Raw genomic sequence first — 16,634 nt, 5'->3', positions numbered from 1 at the left:
TGAGGTACGACGGACGACGGTTTGTTGATTTACGCCGCTATGTTGTGCTTCGGATATGGCAAAATAGCAGGACTATAGATATCAGGGAGTAAAGCTCGTGCTGGATAAACTGCGTTCACGTCTCGTACAATTTGGACCATCAATGCTGAGCGTGCCGGTCAAGCTGGCGCCGTTCGCGCTAAAACGCCAGGTGCTGGAGCAGGTCCTGAGCTGGCAGTTCCGCCAGGCGCTGCAGGACGGCGAGCTGGAGTTCCTGGAAGGCCGCTGGTTAAGCATTGAGGTGCGTGACATCGGGCTGCGCTGGTTTACCTCCGTTGAGAATGACCAGCTGATCGTACGCGAATCCGCCGACGCGGATGTGAGCTTTAGCGCCAACGCCAGCGATCTGCTGATGATCGCCGCGCGCAAGCAGGATCCGGATACGCTCTTCTTCCAGCGCCGTCTGGTAATTGAAGGCGACACGGAGCTGGGCCTGTACGTGAAGAATTTAATGGATGCCATTGAGCTGGAGCAGATGCCGAAAGCGCTGCGCGTGATGTTAATGCAAATGGCAGATTTCGTTGAGGCCGGGCTGAAAACCCCGCCGGACGGTAAACACACTTCAGTAGGTGAGCCATGCTGATTCGAGTCGAAATTGGGATTGATGCGCCGGGGATCGATGCGTTGTTACGCCGCGCCTTTGCGAGCGATGCCGAAGCCCAACTGGTCCACGACCTTCGCGAAGACGGCCTGATTACGCTGGGGCTGGTTGCCACCGATGACGAAGGTCAGGTGGTGGGCTATGTTGCCTTCAGTCCGGTCATCGTTCAGGGCGAAGAGCTGCAGTGGGTAGGCATGGCGCCGCTGGCGGTAGATGAAAGCTATCGCGGGCAAGGTCTGGCGCGCCAGCTGGTCTATGAAGGGCTGGACTCGCTCAACGAGTTTGGCTATGCCGCCGTGGTCACGCTGGGCGATCCGGCGTTCTATGGCCGTTTAGGCTTTGAGCAGGCCGCGCATTACGATCTGCGCTGCCGCTGGCCGGGTACGGAATCCGCTTTCCAGGTCCATCGACTGGCGGACGACGCGCTCAACGGCGTCAATGGCCTGGTCGAGTATCACGACCATTTCAATCGCTTTTAATCAGGCTCTCGCGCAGCGCCTCAAAGGAGCCGTCTCCGGTCACGAGGCGCTCTTTCTGGCGCTTCGTCAGCTGCTTGATGCGGTATTCCAGCCTGAGCGCCAGCGATCGGTCGCCGACCGCCGCTGAAAAGGCGAGCTGTAATTCCCCTTTCCCCCGCAGCGCCTTTGCCCCTTTCCCCGTTTGATGCTGTAAAAAACGCCGCGCCACATCGGTGGTGATCCCGGTGTAGAGGGCGTTATCAGCGGTTCGGACAAGATAGAGAAACCAGCACACGGTAAACGGATTCAGTATGTTAAGGTGAACGCACCATAGCATGAGAGAGAACGAAAATGGAAACACTGGCCGCCATTAACCGCTGGCTGGCGAAGCAGCATGTTGTCACCTGGTGCGTCTGTGACGAGGGTGAGATGTGGTGCGCAAATGCGTTTTACTACTATGACCCTGAGCGCGTGGCTTTTTATGTCATGAGTGAAGACAAAACGCGTCATGCGCAGATGACCGGCCAGCAGGCAAAGGTGGCAGGCACGGTAAACGGCCAGCCGAAAACGGTCGCGCTGATCCGCGGCGTGCAGTTTAAAGGGGAGATCCGTCGTCTGGATGGTGAAGAGAGCGACGCGCGCCGTAAGCTCTACACGCGCCGCTTTCCCGTTGCCGCTGCGCTAAAAGCCCCGGTGTGGGAAATCCGCCTCGATGAGCTGAAATTTACCGACAACACCCTGGGCTTTGGCAAGAAGCTGCACTGGTTACGCGCCGAGGAGGCGTAGCGCTTCGCGGTTAAACGCCGGGAGATCGTCCGGGGTACGACTGGTGATCAGCTGGTCTTTGTCGTTGACCACCTCCTGATCGTAAAACTCGGCCCCCGCGTTTTTCAGATCGATAACGATCGGTTTCACGGCGGTAAGCTTTCGCCCGCGGACCACTTCTGCGCTGATGAGCAGCTGCGGGCCGTGACAGATGGCAAAGACCGGTTTGCCGGTCGAGACAAAGTCTCGGGTGAAGGTCACGAAGCGCTCGTCCCCGCGCAGGGAATCCGGGGAATGGCCGCCGGGTAACAGCAGAGCGTCGAAATCTGAGGGGCTAACGTTATCAATGCTCTCATCGATGGTCACGGTCGCCTCGCCCTTATGGCCTGTCACCGTTTTACCCGCCTCTTTCTCAATGGTGATGACCTCATGTCCCGCCTTGCGGAACGCCTCTGCTGGAGAGGTGAATTCTGAATCTTCAAACTCGTCGGTAATCAAGACTGCGATTTTCTTGCCCATGCTTCCTCCGTTGTTTTGGCTTCAGACTGATTTTTCTCCGTTTGTGGTAAATACTTACCTGTAACAGACTTCTAAGTGTGGTCGACGACGCTGAGTTCGCAAACGGACAATTCTGTAAAGGGGAAAAGATGAGTCAGGTATTGATTACGGGTGCTACCGGGTTAGTGGGCGATCATCTGCTGCGGCTGCTGATTCAGGATCGCCGCGTGAACTATATCGCCGCCCCGACGCGTCGACCGCTGGCGGACTTATCCGGCGTCTTTAATCCGCACGATCCTCAGCTGACCGACGCGCTGGCGCAGGTGCAGGATCCCATTGATATCGCCTTTTGCTGTCTGGGCACCACGCGGCGGGAGGCGGGCAGCAAAGAGGCCTTTATCCACGCCGACTATACGCTGGTGGTGGATACCGCACTCACGGCGAAAAAGCTGGGCGCCAAACATTTTCTGGTGGTCAGCGCGCTGGGCGCCAGTGCCGGATCGCCTTTCTTCTACAACAAGGTGAAGGGCAAGATGGAGGATGCGCTGATAGCGCAGAAATGGGAACAGCTGACGATTGTGCGCCCTTCGATGCTGATCGGCCACCGGGACGAACGCCGGTTTAACGAGTCGATATTTGCCCCGCTGTTTCGCATTCTTCCCGGCAACTGGAAATCCATCGAGGCGCGGGACGTCGCGCGCGCGATGCTAAAAGAGGGGCTGGCCCCGTCGAAAGCGGGTGTTAACATTATCCCTTCGGCAAAACTGCGTGAAATCGCGCAAGGCGAGGCGTAAACTCCCCCGGCTAATAACCTAATACTCTCCGGGGAATGCTATGACTGGTCAGTCTTCATCTCAGGCGGCAACACCTGTCCAATGGTGGAAGCCCGCACTCTTCTTTCTCGTGGTCATTGTTGGCCTCTGGTACGTGAAATGGCAGCCGTACTACGGCAAAGCCTTCACCGCCGCCGAAACGCACAGCATCGGTAAATCTATTCTCGCTCAGGCTGATTCCAGCCCGCTGCAGGCGGCGTGGGACTATGCCATGGTCTACTTCCTTGCCGTCTGGAAGGCCGCCGTTTTAGGCGTCATTCTGGGCTCGCTGATTCAGGTGCTTATCCCCCGTAACTGGCTGGTGAAAACCCTCGGGCAGCCGCGCTTTCAGGGCACGCTGCTGGGAACGATTTTCTCCCTGCCGGGCATGATGTGCTCCTGCTGCGCCGCGCCTGTGGCCGCAGGGATGCGCCGTCAGCGCGTATCGATGGGCGGCGCGCTGGCGTTCTGGATGGGGAACCCGCTGCTCAACCCGGCGACGCTGGTGTTTATGGGCTTTGTGCTGGGCTGGCATTTCGCGTTCATCCGCCTGGTTGCCGGGCTGCTGACCGTGCTGGTGGTGGCGACGCTGGTGCAAAAACTGGTGAAGGATACTGCCGCAGAACCCGCAGCCGTTGAGCTGGACGTCAGCGAGCCGCAGGGGGGCTTCTTTGCGCGCTGGGGCAGGGCGCTATGGCAGCTTTTCTGGAGCACCATCCCGGTCTATATCCTGGCGGTACTGGTTCTGGGGGCGGCGCGCGTCTGGCTCTTCCCGCATGCGGATTGCGCTATCGACAACACGCTGATGTGGGTCATTGCGATGGCCGTTGCGGGCTGCCTGTTTGTGATCCCAACGGCGGCGGAGATCCCGATTGTTCAGACCATGATGCTGGCCGGTATGGGTACCGCGCCGGCGCTGGCGCTGCTGATTACGCTGCCGGCGATCAGCCTGCCGTCGCTTATCATGCTGCGTAAGTCGTTCCCGGCGAAAGCGCTGTGGCTGACCGCAGGGCTGGTGGCGTTGAGCGGGGTGATTGTGGGCAGTATTGCGTTGATGTAAAAAAAGCCCGGTGGTGCTGGCGCTTACCGGGCCTACAAAAAAATCCCCTCAAGCGAGGGGATTTTTTTTATTTGATGTAAGTAAACGCGGTGGTGACGTGCTTCACGCCGCTCACCCGGCTGGCGATATCCGCCGCCGCTTTCCCTTCACGGTCGGTCACCAGACCCAGCAGGAACACTTCGCCGTTTTCAGTCGTCACTTTCACGTTGGAGGATTTCACCTGGTCCGAGCCCAGCAGCTGGGAACGCACTTTGGTGGTGATCCAGGTATCGGAAGAGGCGTCACCCAGGCCAATTGGCTTGCCCTGGCGCACTTCGTTAAACACCTCTGTGGTCCCTTCGACGCCCATCGCAATCTGTTTCGCACGCGAGGCGAGCTCCAGATTTGGCGCCTGGCCTGCCAGCAGCACTTTGCCCTGATAAGCCGTCACGTTGATACGCGCTTCTTTCTTGATTTGTTCGTCTTTCGACAGCGCACTGTTGACGCGCAGCTCCAGCGTACCGTCATCCACCTGTGTCCCCACGGTGCGTGGATCGGTTGCCGCTTTGGTGCCTACCGCGGCGGTACCCACAACGGCCGCAGCGATACATCCCTGAAGCAGTAATGCAGACATAAGGACTGCGAGGGTCGATAAAGCCTTCATAAGAACTCCTTAATCATCCTGGTGAGGGAAAAGCGTGTTATCGATCAAATCACATAAACAGTTCACCGTGAGCATATGCATCTCCTGAATACGCGCGCTTCGGTGAGAAGGAATGCGGATTTCCACATCCTGCGGCCCAAGCAGACCCGCCAGCTCACCACCGTCATAGCCGGTTAAGGCCACGATGGTCATGTCGCGGGTGACGGCGGCTTCAACGGCTTTGACAATGTCCCGGCTGTTGCCGCGCGTGGAGATGGCCAGCAGCACATCTCCCGCATGACCCAGGGCTCGCACCTGCTTTGCGTAAATTTCGTCATGCAGACGATCGTTAGCAATCGCCGTTAAGACCACATTATCGGTATTAAGTGCAATGGCGGGTAAACTCGGGCGTTCTGTTTCAAAGCGATTGATCATGCTGGCAGCAAAATGCTGTGCGTTGGCGGCTGACGTGCCGTTGCCACAACAGAGGATTTTGTTGCCATTAAGCAGGGATTGCACCAGCGTCATTGCGGCACGCGAGATAGCATCCGGAAGGGCTTCCGCCGCGGCAATCTGAGTCTGGATGCTTTCTGTGAAGCACACTTTAATTCTTTCGAGCACGTTATCCCTTTTAAATCTTAATTATGCGTCTTCGCCAAAAGCGTTTTTAAGCCATTCGATCTCATTTCCGGTGAAGGCTATCACATCGAACCGGCAATCCACAGTATCAAAGCTCCCATTATGGCGGGCAAGCCACAAGTGGGCAGTCTGTAATAATTTATGTTGTTTGGCGAGCGTCACGCTGGCGGCAGCACCGCCAAAACGGGAGGACTGTCGAAAACGGACTTCTACAAACACGATGACCTGACCCTCTTTCATGATCAGATCAATTTCGCCGCCGCGCCCGCGGACGTTAGCGGCGATAAAGCGCAGTCCTTTGCCTTCGAGCCAGCGACGCGCCTTTAACTCCCACGCATCGCCGGTCTCTTTACGGCTTAACTGGCCGGGACGATTTGCCCCTGCTGGTATTTGAGCCATGATAACTTCCTGTTGATCACGCAATCCTGAGTCGCGGTCAGATCGCCGGTGTTGCCGTTAAGCTCAAAGCCCGGCACCTGACGCATCTGGGTAAAGTGGTTCGCCAGCGCCCATGCATCGACACCCATCGCATACAGACGCGCCAGCGAATAATCGTTATGTACGGTACTCAGCGCCTGCTGCATCAGCGCCGGGTTGCTGCCTGCCAGCATCGGGATTTCGCTGTACTGCAGACCGTCCATTTCCAGACGGAAATCCGGGCCTGCGGTGCCCTGCGCGCTGCGCGAGCTGGCGTAGAGCGTTGCGCCGCTCTGGCTGCCGTTACGCATCGCGATCATCGGTTTGATAAAGGCGATCTCCTGAGGCGTGGCAACGATATAGGCCGCATCCACTTTGCCGCCACCGCTAATCTGCGCGTCGGTAGGCGGGGCAGGGATCGTCAGGCCGCCAATCGTCACGCCCTGTTGCTGCGGCAGGCTCGCGGTGACAGGGCTGCCGTTGAGCGCGATACCCGCTCCACCGTTTACGCCCGCGCGCAGTTCAGAGACGGAACCGAATTTCTGCTGCAGCACCACGCCACCGCCGAGCTTCTGCCACTCATCGGCAAAGGCGTTGGCCACGCGATCGCCCAGCGCGCTGCGAGGAATGAGCAGCAGCGGAGCCTGCTTACCCTGCTCGTGAATGTGACGCGCCGCATCGCGGGCTTCATCTTCAGGGGAAAGCGCGAAGTAGCAAATATTGGCCCGGTTCTGAACCTGCTCAGGCTGGTTGAGCGCCAGCACGTTCAGCGTGGTATTGCTCTTCATCAGCTCTTCCACGTTGTTTTTCAGCAGCGGACCGACAACGATGCTCGCCCCGTCCTGCTGAACCTGCGCCAGAACCTGGTCAAGCGGCTGCGAGCTGGTGTCGTAAATTTTCACCTCAGCGCCCGGGTTGGCGCTGGTGGTTGCCACGGCCTGCGGCTGAACGGCAGGCTGGGCTGCGGGTTGTGCAGGCTGCGGTTGAGGCTGTTCTGCTGTCGCTTCAGGTGCTGGTGCCACTTGCGTCTCGGCCGGAGCCTGAGTCGCTGGTGCTGTAGTAGCCGGGGCTGCCGCAGCAGGTGCTGCTGTAGCCGGAGGCGACGTCGGGGCCGTCACCGGGTTTTGCATCGTACCCTGTGCCGGCGCTTGCGCCGTGGTCAGATCGCTGGTCTCCGCTGCGGACGGGCTGACCACATCATTCACGTTAGCCGCCTGGGCCGCCTGCGCGGGAACCGCGCTGCCGGTTACCGAAGTGGTACCGTTTTTCGCGGCTTCAAAGCCCTGCTGAATGGTACGGCCAAACACCGCCGCCTGGCCGTTGAGCGGCAGAAGTAGGGCGATTTTGCTGGTGGACGCTGGCTTAAAGTTCTGCACGTTTACCAGCTGGGTTGGCAGCATTTTCGCCCCCGGGTTTTGCGGGTAGCGCTTCTGCCAGTCCGTAATACCGGCTTTCAGCATCTTTGGATCGCTGCGGTTGTTAAACCACATCTGCTGCAGATCCAGCCAGCCCTGCAGGACGTTTTCATCGGCGTTGATGACCAGCGCCTGCGCCTGTTCCTGGGTCATCGAGGCAAGCGCTTGCCAGGTGGCATCAATATTTTTCTGCTTATCGGCACCGCCGAGCAGCGGCTCTTGCGCGACGAGGGCGCGGAGCAGCGTGAGAGAAGGACGCCCCTGCTCAGCGGTAATGCCCGCCTGCCAGAAGCGAGCCTGCTGATTTTTATCCAGCGCGCTCACGTCAATGTCACCGAGGATCTTCTTCGCGGCGGCGTAATCTTTCAGCGCGACCTTCAGCTCGGCAGAGAGCAGGCTCTGCTCACGACGCTGGGCGTCGTTAAGATCTTTTGGCAACTGGTTAAACAGTTCGGCTGCCTGCTGGGTTTTACCCTCTTTCAGCAGTGCACGAATGGCGAGTAATTGCCAGTTGGTCTTGGTATCATTTGAACTCTGCGACATTTGTTGCAGATAAAAGCCAGAATCAGCCTGAGCAGACCCCTGAAGATGGGCGGTGCTCTGGTCAGGTGCCTGGGTGCCACAGCCTGCAAAGATCAGGGCTGCCAGCAGAAGCGGCACGCTGCGCGTGGCTTTTTTTCGAAGAAACGTTAACGGTACCATACTGTATCCAGTGATTTTTTTTACGCAATGCTCAATATTAAATCGGCAATACGGACGAAACAATGAAACAACACGAAACGGCAGATAATTCTCAAGGCCAGCTTTATATTGTACCTACTCCTATCGGGAATTTGTCTGATATTACCCAACGTGCGCTCACTGTACTGCAAGCTGTTGATTTAATTGCTGCTGAAGATACCCGCCACACCGGTCTGCTGCTGCAACATTTCGCGATTAACGCCCGTCTGTTTGCTCTGCACGATCACAATGAGCAACAAAAAGCCGAAACGCTGGTGGCGAAGCTGAAAGAGGGGCAGAACATTGCCCTGGTCTCCGACGCCGGTACGCCGCTGATCAACGATCCCGGCTATCACCTGGTGCGTACCTGTCGTGAAGCCGGTATTCGCGTTGTGCCGCTGCCGGGGCCGTGCGCTGCCATTGCTGCGCTGAGCGCCGCGGGTCTGCCGTCTGACCGTTTCTGCTATGAAGGCTTCCTGCCTGCCAAATCCAAAGGCCGCCGTGACGTGTTAAAAGATCTGGAAGCGGAACCGCGCACCCTGATTTTCTACGAATCCACGCACCGCCTGCTGGAGAGCCTGGAAGATATGGTGACCGTCTGGGGAGAAGCCCGCTACGTGGTGCTGGCGCGCGAGCTGACCAAAACCTGGGAAACCATTCACGGTGCGCCAGTGGGTGAACTGCTGGCGTGGGTGAAAGAAGACGAAAACCGCCGCAAGGGTGAAATGGTGCTGATCGTCGAAGGGCATAAGGCGCAGGAAGACGCGCTCCCTGCCGACGCGCTGCGCACGCTGGCATTGCTGCAAGCGGAACTGCCGCTGAAGAAGGCCGCTGCGCTGGCGGCGGAAATTCACGGCGTGAAGAAAAATGCGCTGTATAAGCATGCGCTGGAGCAGCAGGGGGAGTAAGCCCCTGCCGCCTGTTTTGCCGGGTGGCGGCTGCGCCTAACCCGGCCTGCAGATCGTTATGCGTCTTTCAGTTAACAGGTATCGCCTCAACCTGTAAGGTTTGCGGCGTGTCCGGCGGGTTACCTAAATGCGGGATAGATGTGGTGCGAAAAATCACGTCACCGGTGCCGGGTTGAACACCGCCAGCTGATTATGTAATCCCCATTGATCCGAGAAGGTTTTCTTCCGCCCGCTGGCGACATCCAGAATGAAGTGGAACAGTTTCCAGCCCACGTCCTCAATGCTCTCTTCCCCGGTGGCGATGGTACCCGCGTTGATGTCCATTAAGTCATACCAGCGGTTTGCCAGCTCGGTGCGGGTCGCCATCTTGATCACCGGCACCGCCATCAGGCCGTACGGCGTGCCGCGCCCGGTGGTAAAGACCTGTACCGTGATGCCGGACGCCACCTGCTGCGTGCCGCAGACGAAATCGCTGGCCGGCGTTGCCGCGTAGATCAGGCCGCGTTTCGTCGGGCGCTGGCCCGGAGAGAGCACTTCCACAATCGCGCTCTGGCCGGATTTGGCAATCGACCCGAGGGCTTTTTCCACCACGTTTGCCAGGCCGCCTTTTTTGTTCCCCGGAGACGGGTTGGCGCTGCGGTCGGTTTTGCCCATATCGAGATAGCTATCGTACCAGGCCATTTCTTCGAGCAGGCGCTTGCCGACCTCTTCATTAACGGCGCGCGGCGTGAGCAGATGGATGGCGTCACGCACTTCGGTTACCTCGGAAAACATGACCGTGGCACCGCAGCGAACAAGCAGATCGGACGCATAGCCCACCGCCGGGTTGGCCGTTACGCCGGAGAAGGCATCGCTGCCGCCGCACTGGGTGCCCACTACCAAATCAGACGCTGGGCAGGTTTCGCGCTGGCGCTTGTTGAGCTTATCCAGATGGCGCTCTGCCACCTGCAGGATATCGTCGACCATTGAGCGGAAACCCACGTGGCGTTCGTCCTGCAGGCGCACGATACTGGCCTCGTCTGCCGGAATGGCTTTGACATCTTCGGTGCCCTGCAGCAGGCGCTCTGGCTGCAATTTTTCACACCCCAGACCGATGACCATCACCTCGCCGCCAAAGTTCGGGTTCAGGGCGATATTGTGAATGGTGCGGATCGGCACTACCGCAGCGGGTGCGTTAATCGCCACGCCGCAGCCGTAGAGGTGGTTCAGGCCCACCACGCCGTCGACGTTCGGGTATTTCGGCAGCAGGTCGCGTTCGATGATTTTCACCACGTAATCCACTACGCCCGCCACGCAGTGCACGCTGGTGGTAATGCCGAGCAGATTCTTGGTGCCGACGCTGCCGTCCGCGTTGCGGTAGCCTTCGAAGGTATAGCCCTCCAGCGGAGGAAGCGGTTCCGGCACGCGAGTCGCCAGAGGAAGCGTGTTTAGCGGCGGCGCTTCCGGCAGCGCCACCAGCGACTCCTCAACCCAGCTGCCCTGCGGTATAGAGCGAACGGCATAGCCGATGACTTCACCGTAACGTACGATTTCGCTGTTAGCAGGGATATCCACCAGGGCGACTTTATGTCCCTGTGGAATATGCTCAATCAGTTCCAGCCCGTCCGGGAAGCGGGTGCCCGCTTTTAAGCCATTGTCGTTGACAATAATCGCCACATTATCGGTGTCGTAGACTTTTATATAAAACGCCGTCGGCGATGCCTGTTGAATTTCAATGTCGGCCATTGTTCAGTATTCTCCAGCAAAGTGTCTGATAATAAATTCAGCCAATTTTCTAATGGTAGAAATAAATACGCGGCTTTCAGAAATAAAGCATGTCAGCATAGGGGATATGAAAATGTGATCGCGATCGCTCCAGAACCGGTAATGCCTGATTCTGTGCATTAGCGCCCAGCGCCTTGTGCATACGCATAAAAATTCATTGAAATGTTACGCAATGCTTGAGCATTAAAACAATGTGCGGTCGTGGGTTGCGTTTTATACTGAATGACGATTTTATAACGCCAAAATACGTCAGAATAATAAATATAATGCTGGTGCGGTGTCTGAATAAATAAAATGATACTGAAAAAGGCTGCGGAATAAAAAAGGTAAATACGATGAGTAACGATATCTTCCCGAATAAATTTAAAGCGGCCCTCGCGGCACACCAGATTCAGATTGGCTGCTGGTCCGCGCTGGCAAACCCAATCAGCACCGAAGTGCTGGGCCTGGCAGGTTTTGACTGGCTGGTGCTGGACGGCGAACATGCGCCGAACGATATCAGCACCTTTATTCCGCAGCTGATGGCGCTGAAAGGCAGCCTCAGCGCCCCGGTGGTGCGCGTGCCAACTAACGAGCCGGTGATTATCAAGCGCCTGCTGGATATCGGTTTCTACAACTTCCTGATCCCGTTTGTGGAGACGGAAGAACAAGCGGCCCTGGCCGTAGCCTCAACGCGCTATCCGCCAGAAGGGATCCGCGGTGTTTCCGTTTCGCATCGCGCCAATATGTTTGGCACCGTGCCGGACTACTTCGCGCAGTCCAATAACAACATCACTATTCTGGTTCAGATCGAGAGCCAGCAGGGCGTTGATAACGTTGACGCGATTGCAGCCACAAACGGCGTGGACGGTATCTTCGTCGGCCCGAGCGATCTGGCGGCCGCCTTTGGCCATCTGGGTAATGCCAGCCACCCTGACGTGCAGCGCGCGATCCAGCACATTTTTGCCCGCGCTAAAGCTCACGGCAAACCGTGCGGCATTCTGGCGCCGGTTGAGGCTGACGCCCGTCGCTATCTGGAGTGGGGAGCCACGTTTGTTGCCGTCGGCAGCGACCTCGGGGTCTTCCGCTCGGCCACGCAGAAATTAGCCGACGCTTTTAAAAAATAACCATCATTGAGGAAACAGATTATGACGCTGAAAGTGGGTTTTATTGGCCTGGGGATCATGGGTAAACCAATGAGTAAGAACCTCATCAAAGCGGGTTACTCACTGGTGGTATCCGATCACAATCCGCAGGCCGTGGCAGAGGTGATAGCGGCGGGCGCTGAAACGGCCACCACCGCGAAGGCCATTGCCGAGCAGTGCGATGTCATCATCACCATGCTGCCCAACTCCCCGCATGTTAAAGAGGTTGCGCTGGGTGAGAACGGCATTATCGACGGTGCGAAGCCGGGCCTGGTGCTGATTGATATGAGTTCTATTGCGCCGCTTGCAAGCCGTGAAATCAGCGAGGCGTTAAAAGCGAAGGGCGTCGATATGCTGGATGCGCCGGTCAGCGGCGGTGAGCCGAAAGCGATCGACGGCACGCTGTCGGTGATGGTCGGCGGAGATAAAGCCGTCTTCGATAGATACTACGACCTGATGAAAGCCATGGCGGGCTCCGTGGTGCATACCGGAGACATCGGGGCGGGTAACGTGACCAAGCTGGCAAACCAGGTGATTGTGGCGCTGAACATTGCCGCCATGTCCGAAGCGCTGACGCTGGCAACCAAAGCGGGCGTCAACCCGGATCTGGTCTATCAGGCCATTCGCGGCGGTCTGGCGGGTAGTACCGTACTGGATGCCAAAGCGCCGATGGTGATGGATCGTAATTTCAAACCCGGTTTCCGCATCGACCTGCACATTAAAGATCTGGCGAACGCGCTGGATACGTCACACGGCGTAGGCGCACAGCTGCCGCTGACCGCGGCGGTCATGGAGATGATGCAGGCGCTGCGTGCGGATGGCCTGGGCACGGCCGATCACAGCGCGATTGCGTGCTACTACGAAAAACTGGCGAAGGTGGAAGTGGCGCGTTAATCACGCCTTGCCCACACCTGAGGGTGACAGCGGCGCGCAAACCCTCTATACTGCGCGCCGAAGCTGACCAGACAGTCGCCGCTTCGTCGTCGTCCCTTTCGGGGGAGACGGGCGGAGGGGAGGAAAGTCCGGGCTCCATAGGGCAGGGTGCCAGGTAACGCCTGGGGGGGAAACCCACGACCAGTGCAACAGAGAGCAAACCGCCGATGGCCCGCGCAAGCGGGATCAGGTAAGGGTGAAAGGGTGCGGTAAGAGCGCACCGCGCGGCTGGTAACAGTCCGTGGCACGGTAAACTCCACCCGGAGCAAGGCCAAATAGGGGTTCACATGGTACGGCCCGTACTGAACCCGGGTAGGCTGCTTGAGCCAGTGAGCGATTGCTGGCCTAGATGAATGACTGTCCACGACAGAACCCGGCTTATCGGTCAGCTTCAACTTCTTCTAAAACAATACGTTGGTGTGTCTCAGCCCTTTCTAGGTGAAAATGTGACACAGACTGTGATACAAACGAGGCACACCAACGGCTGTTCCATCCCGAATATCCTAAAGCGTGGCAACCGTTACTTCCTTCATTTCCGACTACCTTCAGGCGGTTTTTATCGCATGTCTCTGGGTTGCGATTCAGCCAGTAGGGCAAGGTTTATATGAATCGCCACGGATAATCTAGACACTTCCGAGTCGTTGATAATATTGATTTTCATATTCCGTCGGTGGCATTTGATCGCTCGAACCATGCCGACGCTTACTGTTATAAAACATTTCGATGTAATCAAAAATATCGCTGCGTGCTTCTTCCCGTGTTCCGTAGACCTTTTTCTTTATCCGTTCACGCTTCAGTAGCTGGAAAAAGCTTTCTGCAACTGCGTTGTCGTGACAGTTACCACGACGGCTCATACTGCCCTCCAGACCGTGTGATTTCAGGAACGACTGCCACTCATGGCTTGTGTACTGACTACCCTGGTCAGAATGAACCAGCACCTGTTTTTGGGGATTACGTCGCCACACGGCCATCAAAAGCGCATTCAGAACACTATCTTTTGTCATCCGGGGTTGCATTGACCAGCCGATAACTTTGCGCGAGAACAGGTCAACAACTACGGCCAGATACAGCCAGCCTTCGTGGGTTCGGATGTAAGTTATGTCCGTTACCCAGCGTTCATCCGGTACTTTCGGGTTGAACTGGCACGCTTCATCAGCCGCCAGACCCGGTTAATCCCACATTGTTGCCCGCTATCTCGCAGGTCGAGATGGATCTTGCGATAGCCATAAACGCAACCGGACTCCAGCCAGAACTGTTTGATTTGTCCTGTCAGTCTGAGATCCGCCTGATGCCGTGGTGAATGCGGCTGCTGAAGCCAGGTGTAAAACCCACTCGGATGAACATTCAGCACCCGACAGAGCAGGCGAACAGGCCAACAACAGGAGTTGTCACGGATAAAGGCGTACCTCAGTCGGACAGCTTTGCGAAGTACGCCGCGGCTTTTTTTAATATGTCCCGTTCGTCAGTAACCCGCTTCAGCTCTTTCTGGAGTCGGCGGATCTCGGCCTGAGCATCTGACTGCTCTTTGTTGGTGGAAGAGTCCGGCCCGTATTTCTTTATCCAGGCATAAAGACTGTGGGTAGTGATATCGAGACGTGTTGCGACACTGGAAACAGAATAGCCACGATCAACAACCTGTTTGACTGCTTCAATTCTAAACTCTTCAGGATAACGCTTACTGCTCATGTGCACCTCTCTTTAAGCCATTTTAAATGACTCTGAGGTGTCTGTTAAACCCATAGCGATTCAGTCCGTACAGCAAAAGTTTCAATGCTTCACAAGCCGAATGAAATCACAGGAAATATTCACCTAAAGAATATTTTAAAACATAGTTTCACTTTTATGGAAAACAACTTCCGGAGCATGAGTGTTATTTGTACAATGTGTCCGAGCACAGAAAAATTCCCAGCAAGCAGAGGGACTTATGCAACAGTACACCAACGAACTCACTTCATCGGTCATAGCGTCTTTCGATGCTCCCCGTTATACCGACCAGCAACTGTCGGAAATGAATGTGGAAGCCCGCAATCTCATTATCGAACAGCAAGAATATGCCCGACACCATCCCATCACAGCCATCTATCGTGCAGCGGTTGCCGGAAGTCTTACTCTTCGGGGTGGCGTTGTCGATGAATCTAATCCGGATCCGAGTCAGGGCATGAAAGTCCAACTCGATAATGGTCAATGGGTCAGCATGGTTACAGAAGGTGCAACAGTGACCTATCCAGACGGGACTAAGGCTACCATTATCACCAGCGCCGGACAGTTAAGCGAATGGGAAGGTAAAGGGATCGCGCTGGTTGGTAGTTTACTTGATAACGGAGATCAAATTATCAGCACCCCTGATTATGGATTGATGTTCTCTTTCCGCGAGGGTGAATTAATGCCAGATGATTTCCTGACTGTTGCAAAGGTGGCGTAAATGGGGGGAATGCGTCCAAACGTTTTAGGTCGTGGAATGGCGTTATTTGGTGATCAGACTACAACTGGCGCAAAACTAATCCCCTCACTTTCTTGCGGTAACATTCTTGGTCGTCGCCCGATTGTTCTGGGTGATAAGACCACAGCTTGCCCGAAATGCGGCAAAGAAGGAAAAGTTGTTGAAGGTGAGTCACACCGCACAATTCACCAGATCCCTGTAGCCGTGGACAGGGGCGTCGTTTTATGTGGCTGCCCCTCTGGATCTAACCGTATCATAGCCCCTTTGGGATGGATCGGCCCAGGTGAATCCCCCTCTCAGGCAACAGCAAGGTATCTGGCAGAAGCGGCAACCGCAGCAGCCGCTCTTGCTGCATCTCAACAGCCGCAAGCAGAACCAGAACAACACGCCCAGACAGCGAAAAAGAAAACAGGCATAGACGCAGGTTTTGCCGTTCTCCCCTACGGAGGCACTACAGAAGCCGGGCAACGTCTGCTATTCACTGAGAATCCGCCAGCAGGAGCCAAGGAGCTATTCGCTACGCTGAACGGTGCAGACGAACGGTACAAAGCAGGGGCCATCATGCTTGTGGTTGACCCGAATAAGCAGGATGAAAAGCAAATCGCTCATATGCAGGCCGCAAAACAGCGGATTGATGCAGCATTAGCGCCGCTCTCAATCCAGCAGGCCAACTTTCTTTTCAAACACAAAGACACCATTGAGATGTTTGCAGCCGCTGCGACTACTGCAAACGATGCTGCCGGAAATGCAGGAAGAGCGACGGAAGCAGCGAAGGGATATTTCGAGAGGATAGAAAAAATCCTTGTCGAGATTGAGACAACATATAAGAACCAATACATCACCAGCGGCACGCTGATCGGTGAACAATTTTACGTTGAGCGCAGTCGGTTGTTTGGTCAACTCGATAGCGTGCTGAAGATGTTCATGAAACATCGCTTCATGTTCAGCGAATACACCGACCTTAAAAGCGCTCTCGGCCTTTCCAGCCGTTCAATCACTCAACGGTGGAACGAAACAGGCGTAAGCGATATTGAAGGTTACGCCACCCACATTGAGAAGCTGGCGAAGTACGTTAAGTGGATGGAAACAGCCGGGAAGATCGGCATTGGTCTGTCTGCCTTTGATACTGCCGCAAAGATCACCGAAGCCTGCACTGTGGGTCGAGATTGTGCGAAAACGTCGTTTACTTCCATTGGGGAGTTTGCAGGTAGCTTAGCTGGGGGGCTTTGGCAAGTAGAATTCTCCAGGGAAGCGCAGCAAGTTCAATCTGTGCAGTAGTGCTGGGGGCTGCAACCATTGAAGCTGCTGGTGCTGGAGCACTACTTTGTACGATTGGGGTTAGTGGGGGGATAGCATACGGAACTGATAAAGCTCTAAGCGAATTGTCCGGGACTACTGGCGAGTTGATTGGTGAAAAAC

At 56.3% G+C, this 16,634-nt stretch carries 17 protein-coding genes, 1 other RNA gene and 1 pseudogene; 11 read left to right on the top strand and 8 right to left on the bottom strand.

All coding sequences use genetic code 11. The features are described from left to right. Positions 1–97: 97 nt before the first annotated feature. Both ubiT and EnteroDNA1_RS11245 read left to right on the top strand, forming a co-directional pair. Positions 98–622 (top strand): ubiquinone anaerobic biosynthesis accessory factor UbiT, encoded by a 525-nt coding sequence (gene ubiT / locus EnteroDNA1_RS11250; protein ID WP_029739636.1) that lies wholly within the window; start codon positions 98–100, stop codon positions 620–622. Continuing rightward, entirely contained in the window at positions 616–1,119 is a 504-nt protein-coding gene (locus tag EnteroDNA1_RS11245) for a GNAT family N-acetyltransferase (protein WP_023309324.1), read from the top strand. Before ubiT ends, EnteroDNA1_RS11245 begins: the two co-directional genes overlap by 7 nt. On the opposite strand, the gene EnteroDNA1_RS11240 is transcribed toward EnteroDNA1_RS11245, so the two are convergent. Next, complete coding sequence (locus tag EnteroDNA1_RS11240) at positions 1,106–1,435, bottom strand: GIY-YIG nuclease family protein (protein WP_023309323.1); 330 nt, start codon at positions 1,433–1,435, stop codon at positions 1,106–1,108. The two genes, EnteroDNA1_RS11245 and EnteroDNA1_RS11240, sit on opposite strands and share 14 nt — an antisense overlap. Before the next feature lie 14 nt (positions 1,436–1,449). Between EnteroDNA1_RS11240 and EnteroDNA1_RS11235 the strand changes: the two genes are divergently transcribed. Continuing rightward, positions 1,450–1,884, top strand: a complete 435-nt coding sequence (locus EnteroDNA1_RS11235) for a YhbP family protein (protein ID WP_048974680.1) — start codon at positions 1,450–1,452, stop codon at positions 1,882–1,884. Here the strand turns inward: EnteroDNA1_RS11235 and EnteroDNA1_RS11230 are convergent. Then, positions 1,864–2,382 carry a type 1 glutamine amidotransferase domain-containing protein gene (locus EnteroDNA1_RS11230; protein ID WP_048981198.1) on the bottom strand — a complete coding sequence of 173 codons (519 nt, stop codon included), beginning with the start codon at positions 2,380–2,382 and terminating at the stop codon, positions 1,864–1,866. The genes EnteroDNA1_RS11235 and EnteroDNA1_RS11230 overlap by 21 nt on opposite strands. A 128-nt stretch (positions 2,383–2,510) precedes the next feature. On the opposite strand from EnteroDNA1_RS11230, the gene EnteroDNA1_RS11225 reads away from it, so the two are divergent. Continuing rightward, complete coding sequence (locus EnteroDNA1_RS11225) at positions 2,511–3,155, top strand: NAD(P)H-binding protein (protein WP_033146736.1); 645 nt, start codon at positions 2,511–2,513, stop codon at positions 3,153–3,155. A 40-nt stretch (positions 3,156–3,195) separates the two neighbouring features. Further along, positions 3,196–4,233 carry a permease gene (locus EnteroDNA1_RS11220; protein ID WP_069303342.1) on the top strand — a complete coding sequence of 346 codons (1,038 nt, stop codon included), beginning with the start codon at positions 3,196–3,198 and terminating at the stop codon, positions 4,231–4,233. Positions 4,234–4,300: 67 nt separating this feature from the next. Here the strand turns inward: EnteroDNA1_RS11220 and dolP are convergent, their stop codons facing one another. Genes dolP through EnteroDNA1_RS11200 form a run of 4 tightly spaced genes read right to left on the bottom strand, consistent with a single transcriptional unit; the run spans position 4,301 to position 8,028 of the window. Beyond that, positions 4,301–4,876, bottom strand: coding sequence for a division/outer membrane stress-associated lipid-binding lipoprotein (gene dolP, locus EnteroDNA1_RS11215; protein WP_029739641.1), 576 nt, complete (start codon positions 4,874–4,876; stop codon positions 4,301–4,303). A gap of 9 nt (positions 4,877–4,885) precedes the next feature. Continuing rightward, complete coding sequence (gene diaA / locus EnteroDNA1_RS11210; protein WP_003861754.1) at positions 4,886–5,476, bottom strand: DnaA initiator-associating protein DiaA; 591 nt, start codon at positions 5,474–5,476, stop codon at positions 4,886–4,888. A gap of 21 nt (positions 5,477–5,497) precedes the next feature. After that, complete coding sequence (locus tag EnteroDNA1_RS11205; protein ID WP_025756731.1) at positions 5,498–5,893, bottom strand: YraN family protein; 396 nt, start codon at positions 5,891–5,893, stop codon at positions 5,498–5,500. Next, the gene (locus tag EnteroDNA1_RS11200) at positions 5,851–8,028 is read right to left on the bottom strand and encodes a penicillin-binding protein activator (protein ID WP_069303341.1); all 2,178 of its coding nucleotides are present in this window, start codon (positions 8,026–8,028) and stop codon (positions 5,851–5,853) included. Before EnteroDNA1_RS11200 ends, EnteroDNA1_RS11205 begins: the two co-directional genes overlap by 43 nt. A 62-nt stretch (positions 8,029–8,090) precedes the next feature. On the opposite strand from EnteroDNA1_RS11200, the gene rsmI reads away from it, so the two are divergent. Next, entirely contained in the window at positions 8,091–8,954 is an 864-nt protein-coding gene (rsmI, locus tag EnteroDNA1_RS11195) for a 16S rRNA (cytidine(1402)-2'-O)-methyltransferase (protein ID WP_023309315.1), read from the top strand. A 153-nt stretch (positions 8,955–9,107) separates the two neighbouring features. Here the strand turns inward: rsmI and garD are convergent, their stop codons facing one another. Next, positions 9,108–10,679, bottom strand: a complete 1,572-nt coding sequence (gene garD / locus EnteroDNA1_RS11190; RefSeq protein ID WP_069303340.1) for a galactarate dehydratase — start codon at positions 10,677–10,679, stop codon at positions 9,108–9,110. Between the two features lie 374 nt (positions 10,680–11,053). Between garD and garL the strand changes: the two genes are divergently transcribed. The 3 genes from garL to rnpB all read left to right on the top strand — a co-directional run bounded on the left by garL (position 11,054) and on the right by rnpB (position 13,172). Further along, positions 11,054–11,824 (top strand): 2-dehydro-3-deoxyglucarate aldolase, encoded by a 771-nt coding sequence (garL, locus tag EnteroDNA1_RS11185; protein ID WP_045888055.1) that lies wholly within the window; start codon positions 11,054–11,056, stop codon positions 11,822–11,824. Between the two features lie 21 nt (positions 11,825–11,845). Continuing rightward, entirely contained in the window at positions 11,846–12,736 is an 891-nt protein-coding gene (gene garR / locus EnteroDNA1_RS11180) for a 2-hydroxy-3-oxopropionate reductase (RefSeq protein ID WP_047060279.1), read from the top strand. A 59-nt stretch (positions 12,737–12,795) separates the two neighbouring features. Beyond that, an RNA gene (gene rnpB, locus EnteroDNA1_RS11175) (RNase P RNA component class A) lies at positions 12,796–13,172 on the top strand. A 226-nt stretch (positions 13,173–13,398) separates the two neighbouring features. On the opposite strand, the pseudogene EnteroDNA1_RS22180 reads toward rnpB, so the two are convergent. Further along, positions 13,399–14,461, bottom strand: a pseudogene (locus tag EnteroDNA1_RS22180) (IS3 family transposase). A gap of 238 nt (positions 14,462–14,699) precedes the next feature. On the opposite strand from EnteroDNA1_RS22180, the gene EnteroDNA1_RS11160 reads away from it, so the two are divergent. Then, entirely contained in the window at positions 14,700–15,197 is a 498-nt protein-coding gene (locus EnteroDNA1_RS11160; protein ID WP_069303338.1) for a hypothetical protein, read from the top strand. Positions 15,198–15,206: 9 nt separating this feature from the next. Continuing rightward, on the top strand, positions 15,207–16,493 hold the full coding sequence (locus EnteroDNA1_RS11155; protein ID WP_231926974.1) for a PAAR domain-containing protein: 1,287 nt from the start codon (positions 15,207–15,209) through the stop codon (positions 16,491–16,493). Positions 16,494–16,634 lie beyond the last annotated feature (141 nt).

The organism is Enterobacter sp. HK169, assembly GCF_001719105.1.
GTDB classification, from domain to species: Bacteria; Pseudomonadota; Gammaproteobacteria; order Enterobacterales; family Enterobacteriaceae; genus Enterobacter; species Enterobacter asburiae_B.
Note: the sequence above shows the minus strand (reverse complement) of the source record. Positions and strands in the feature narration are given on the sequence as shown.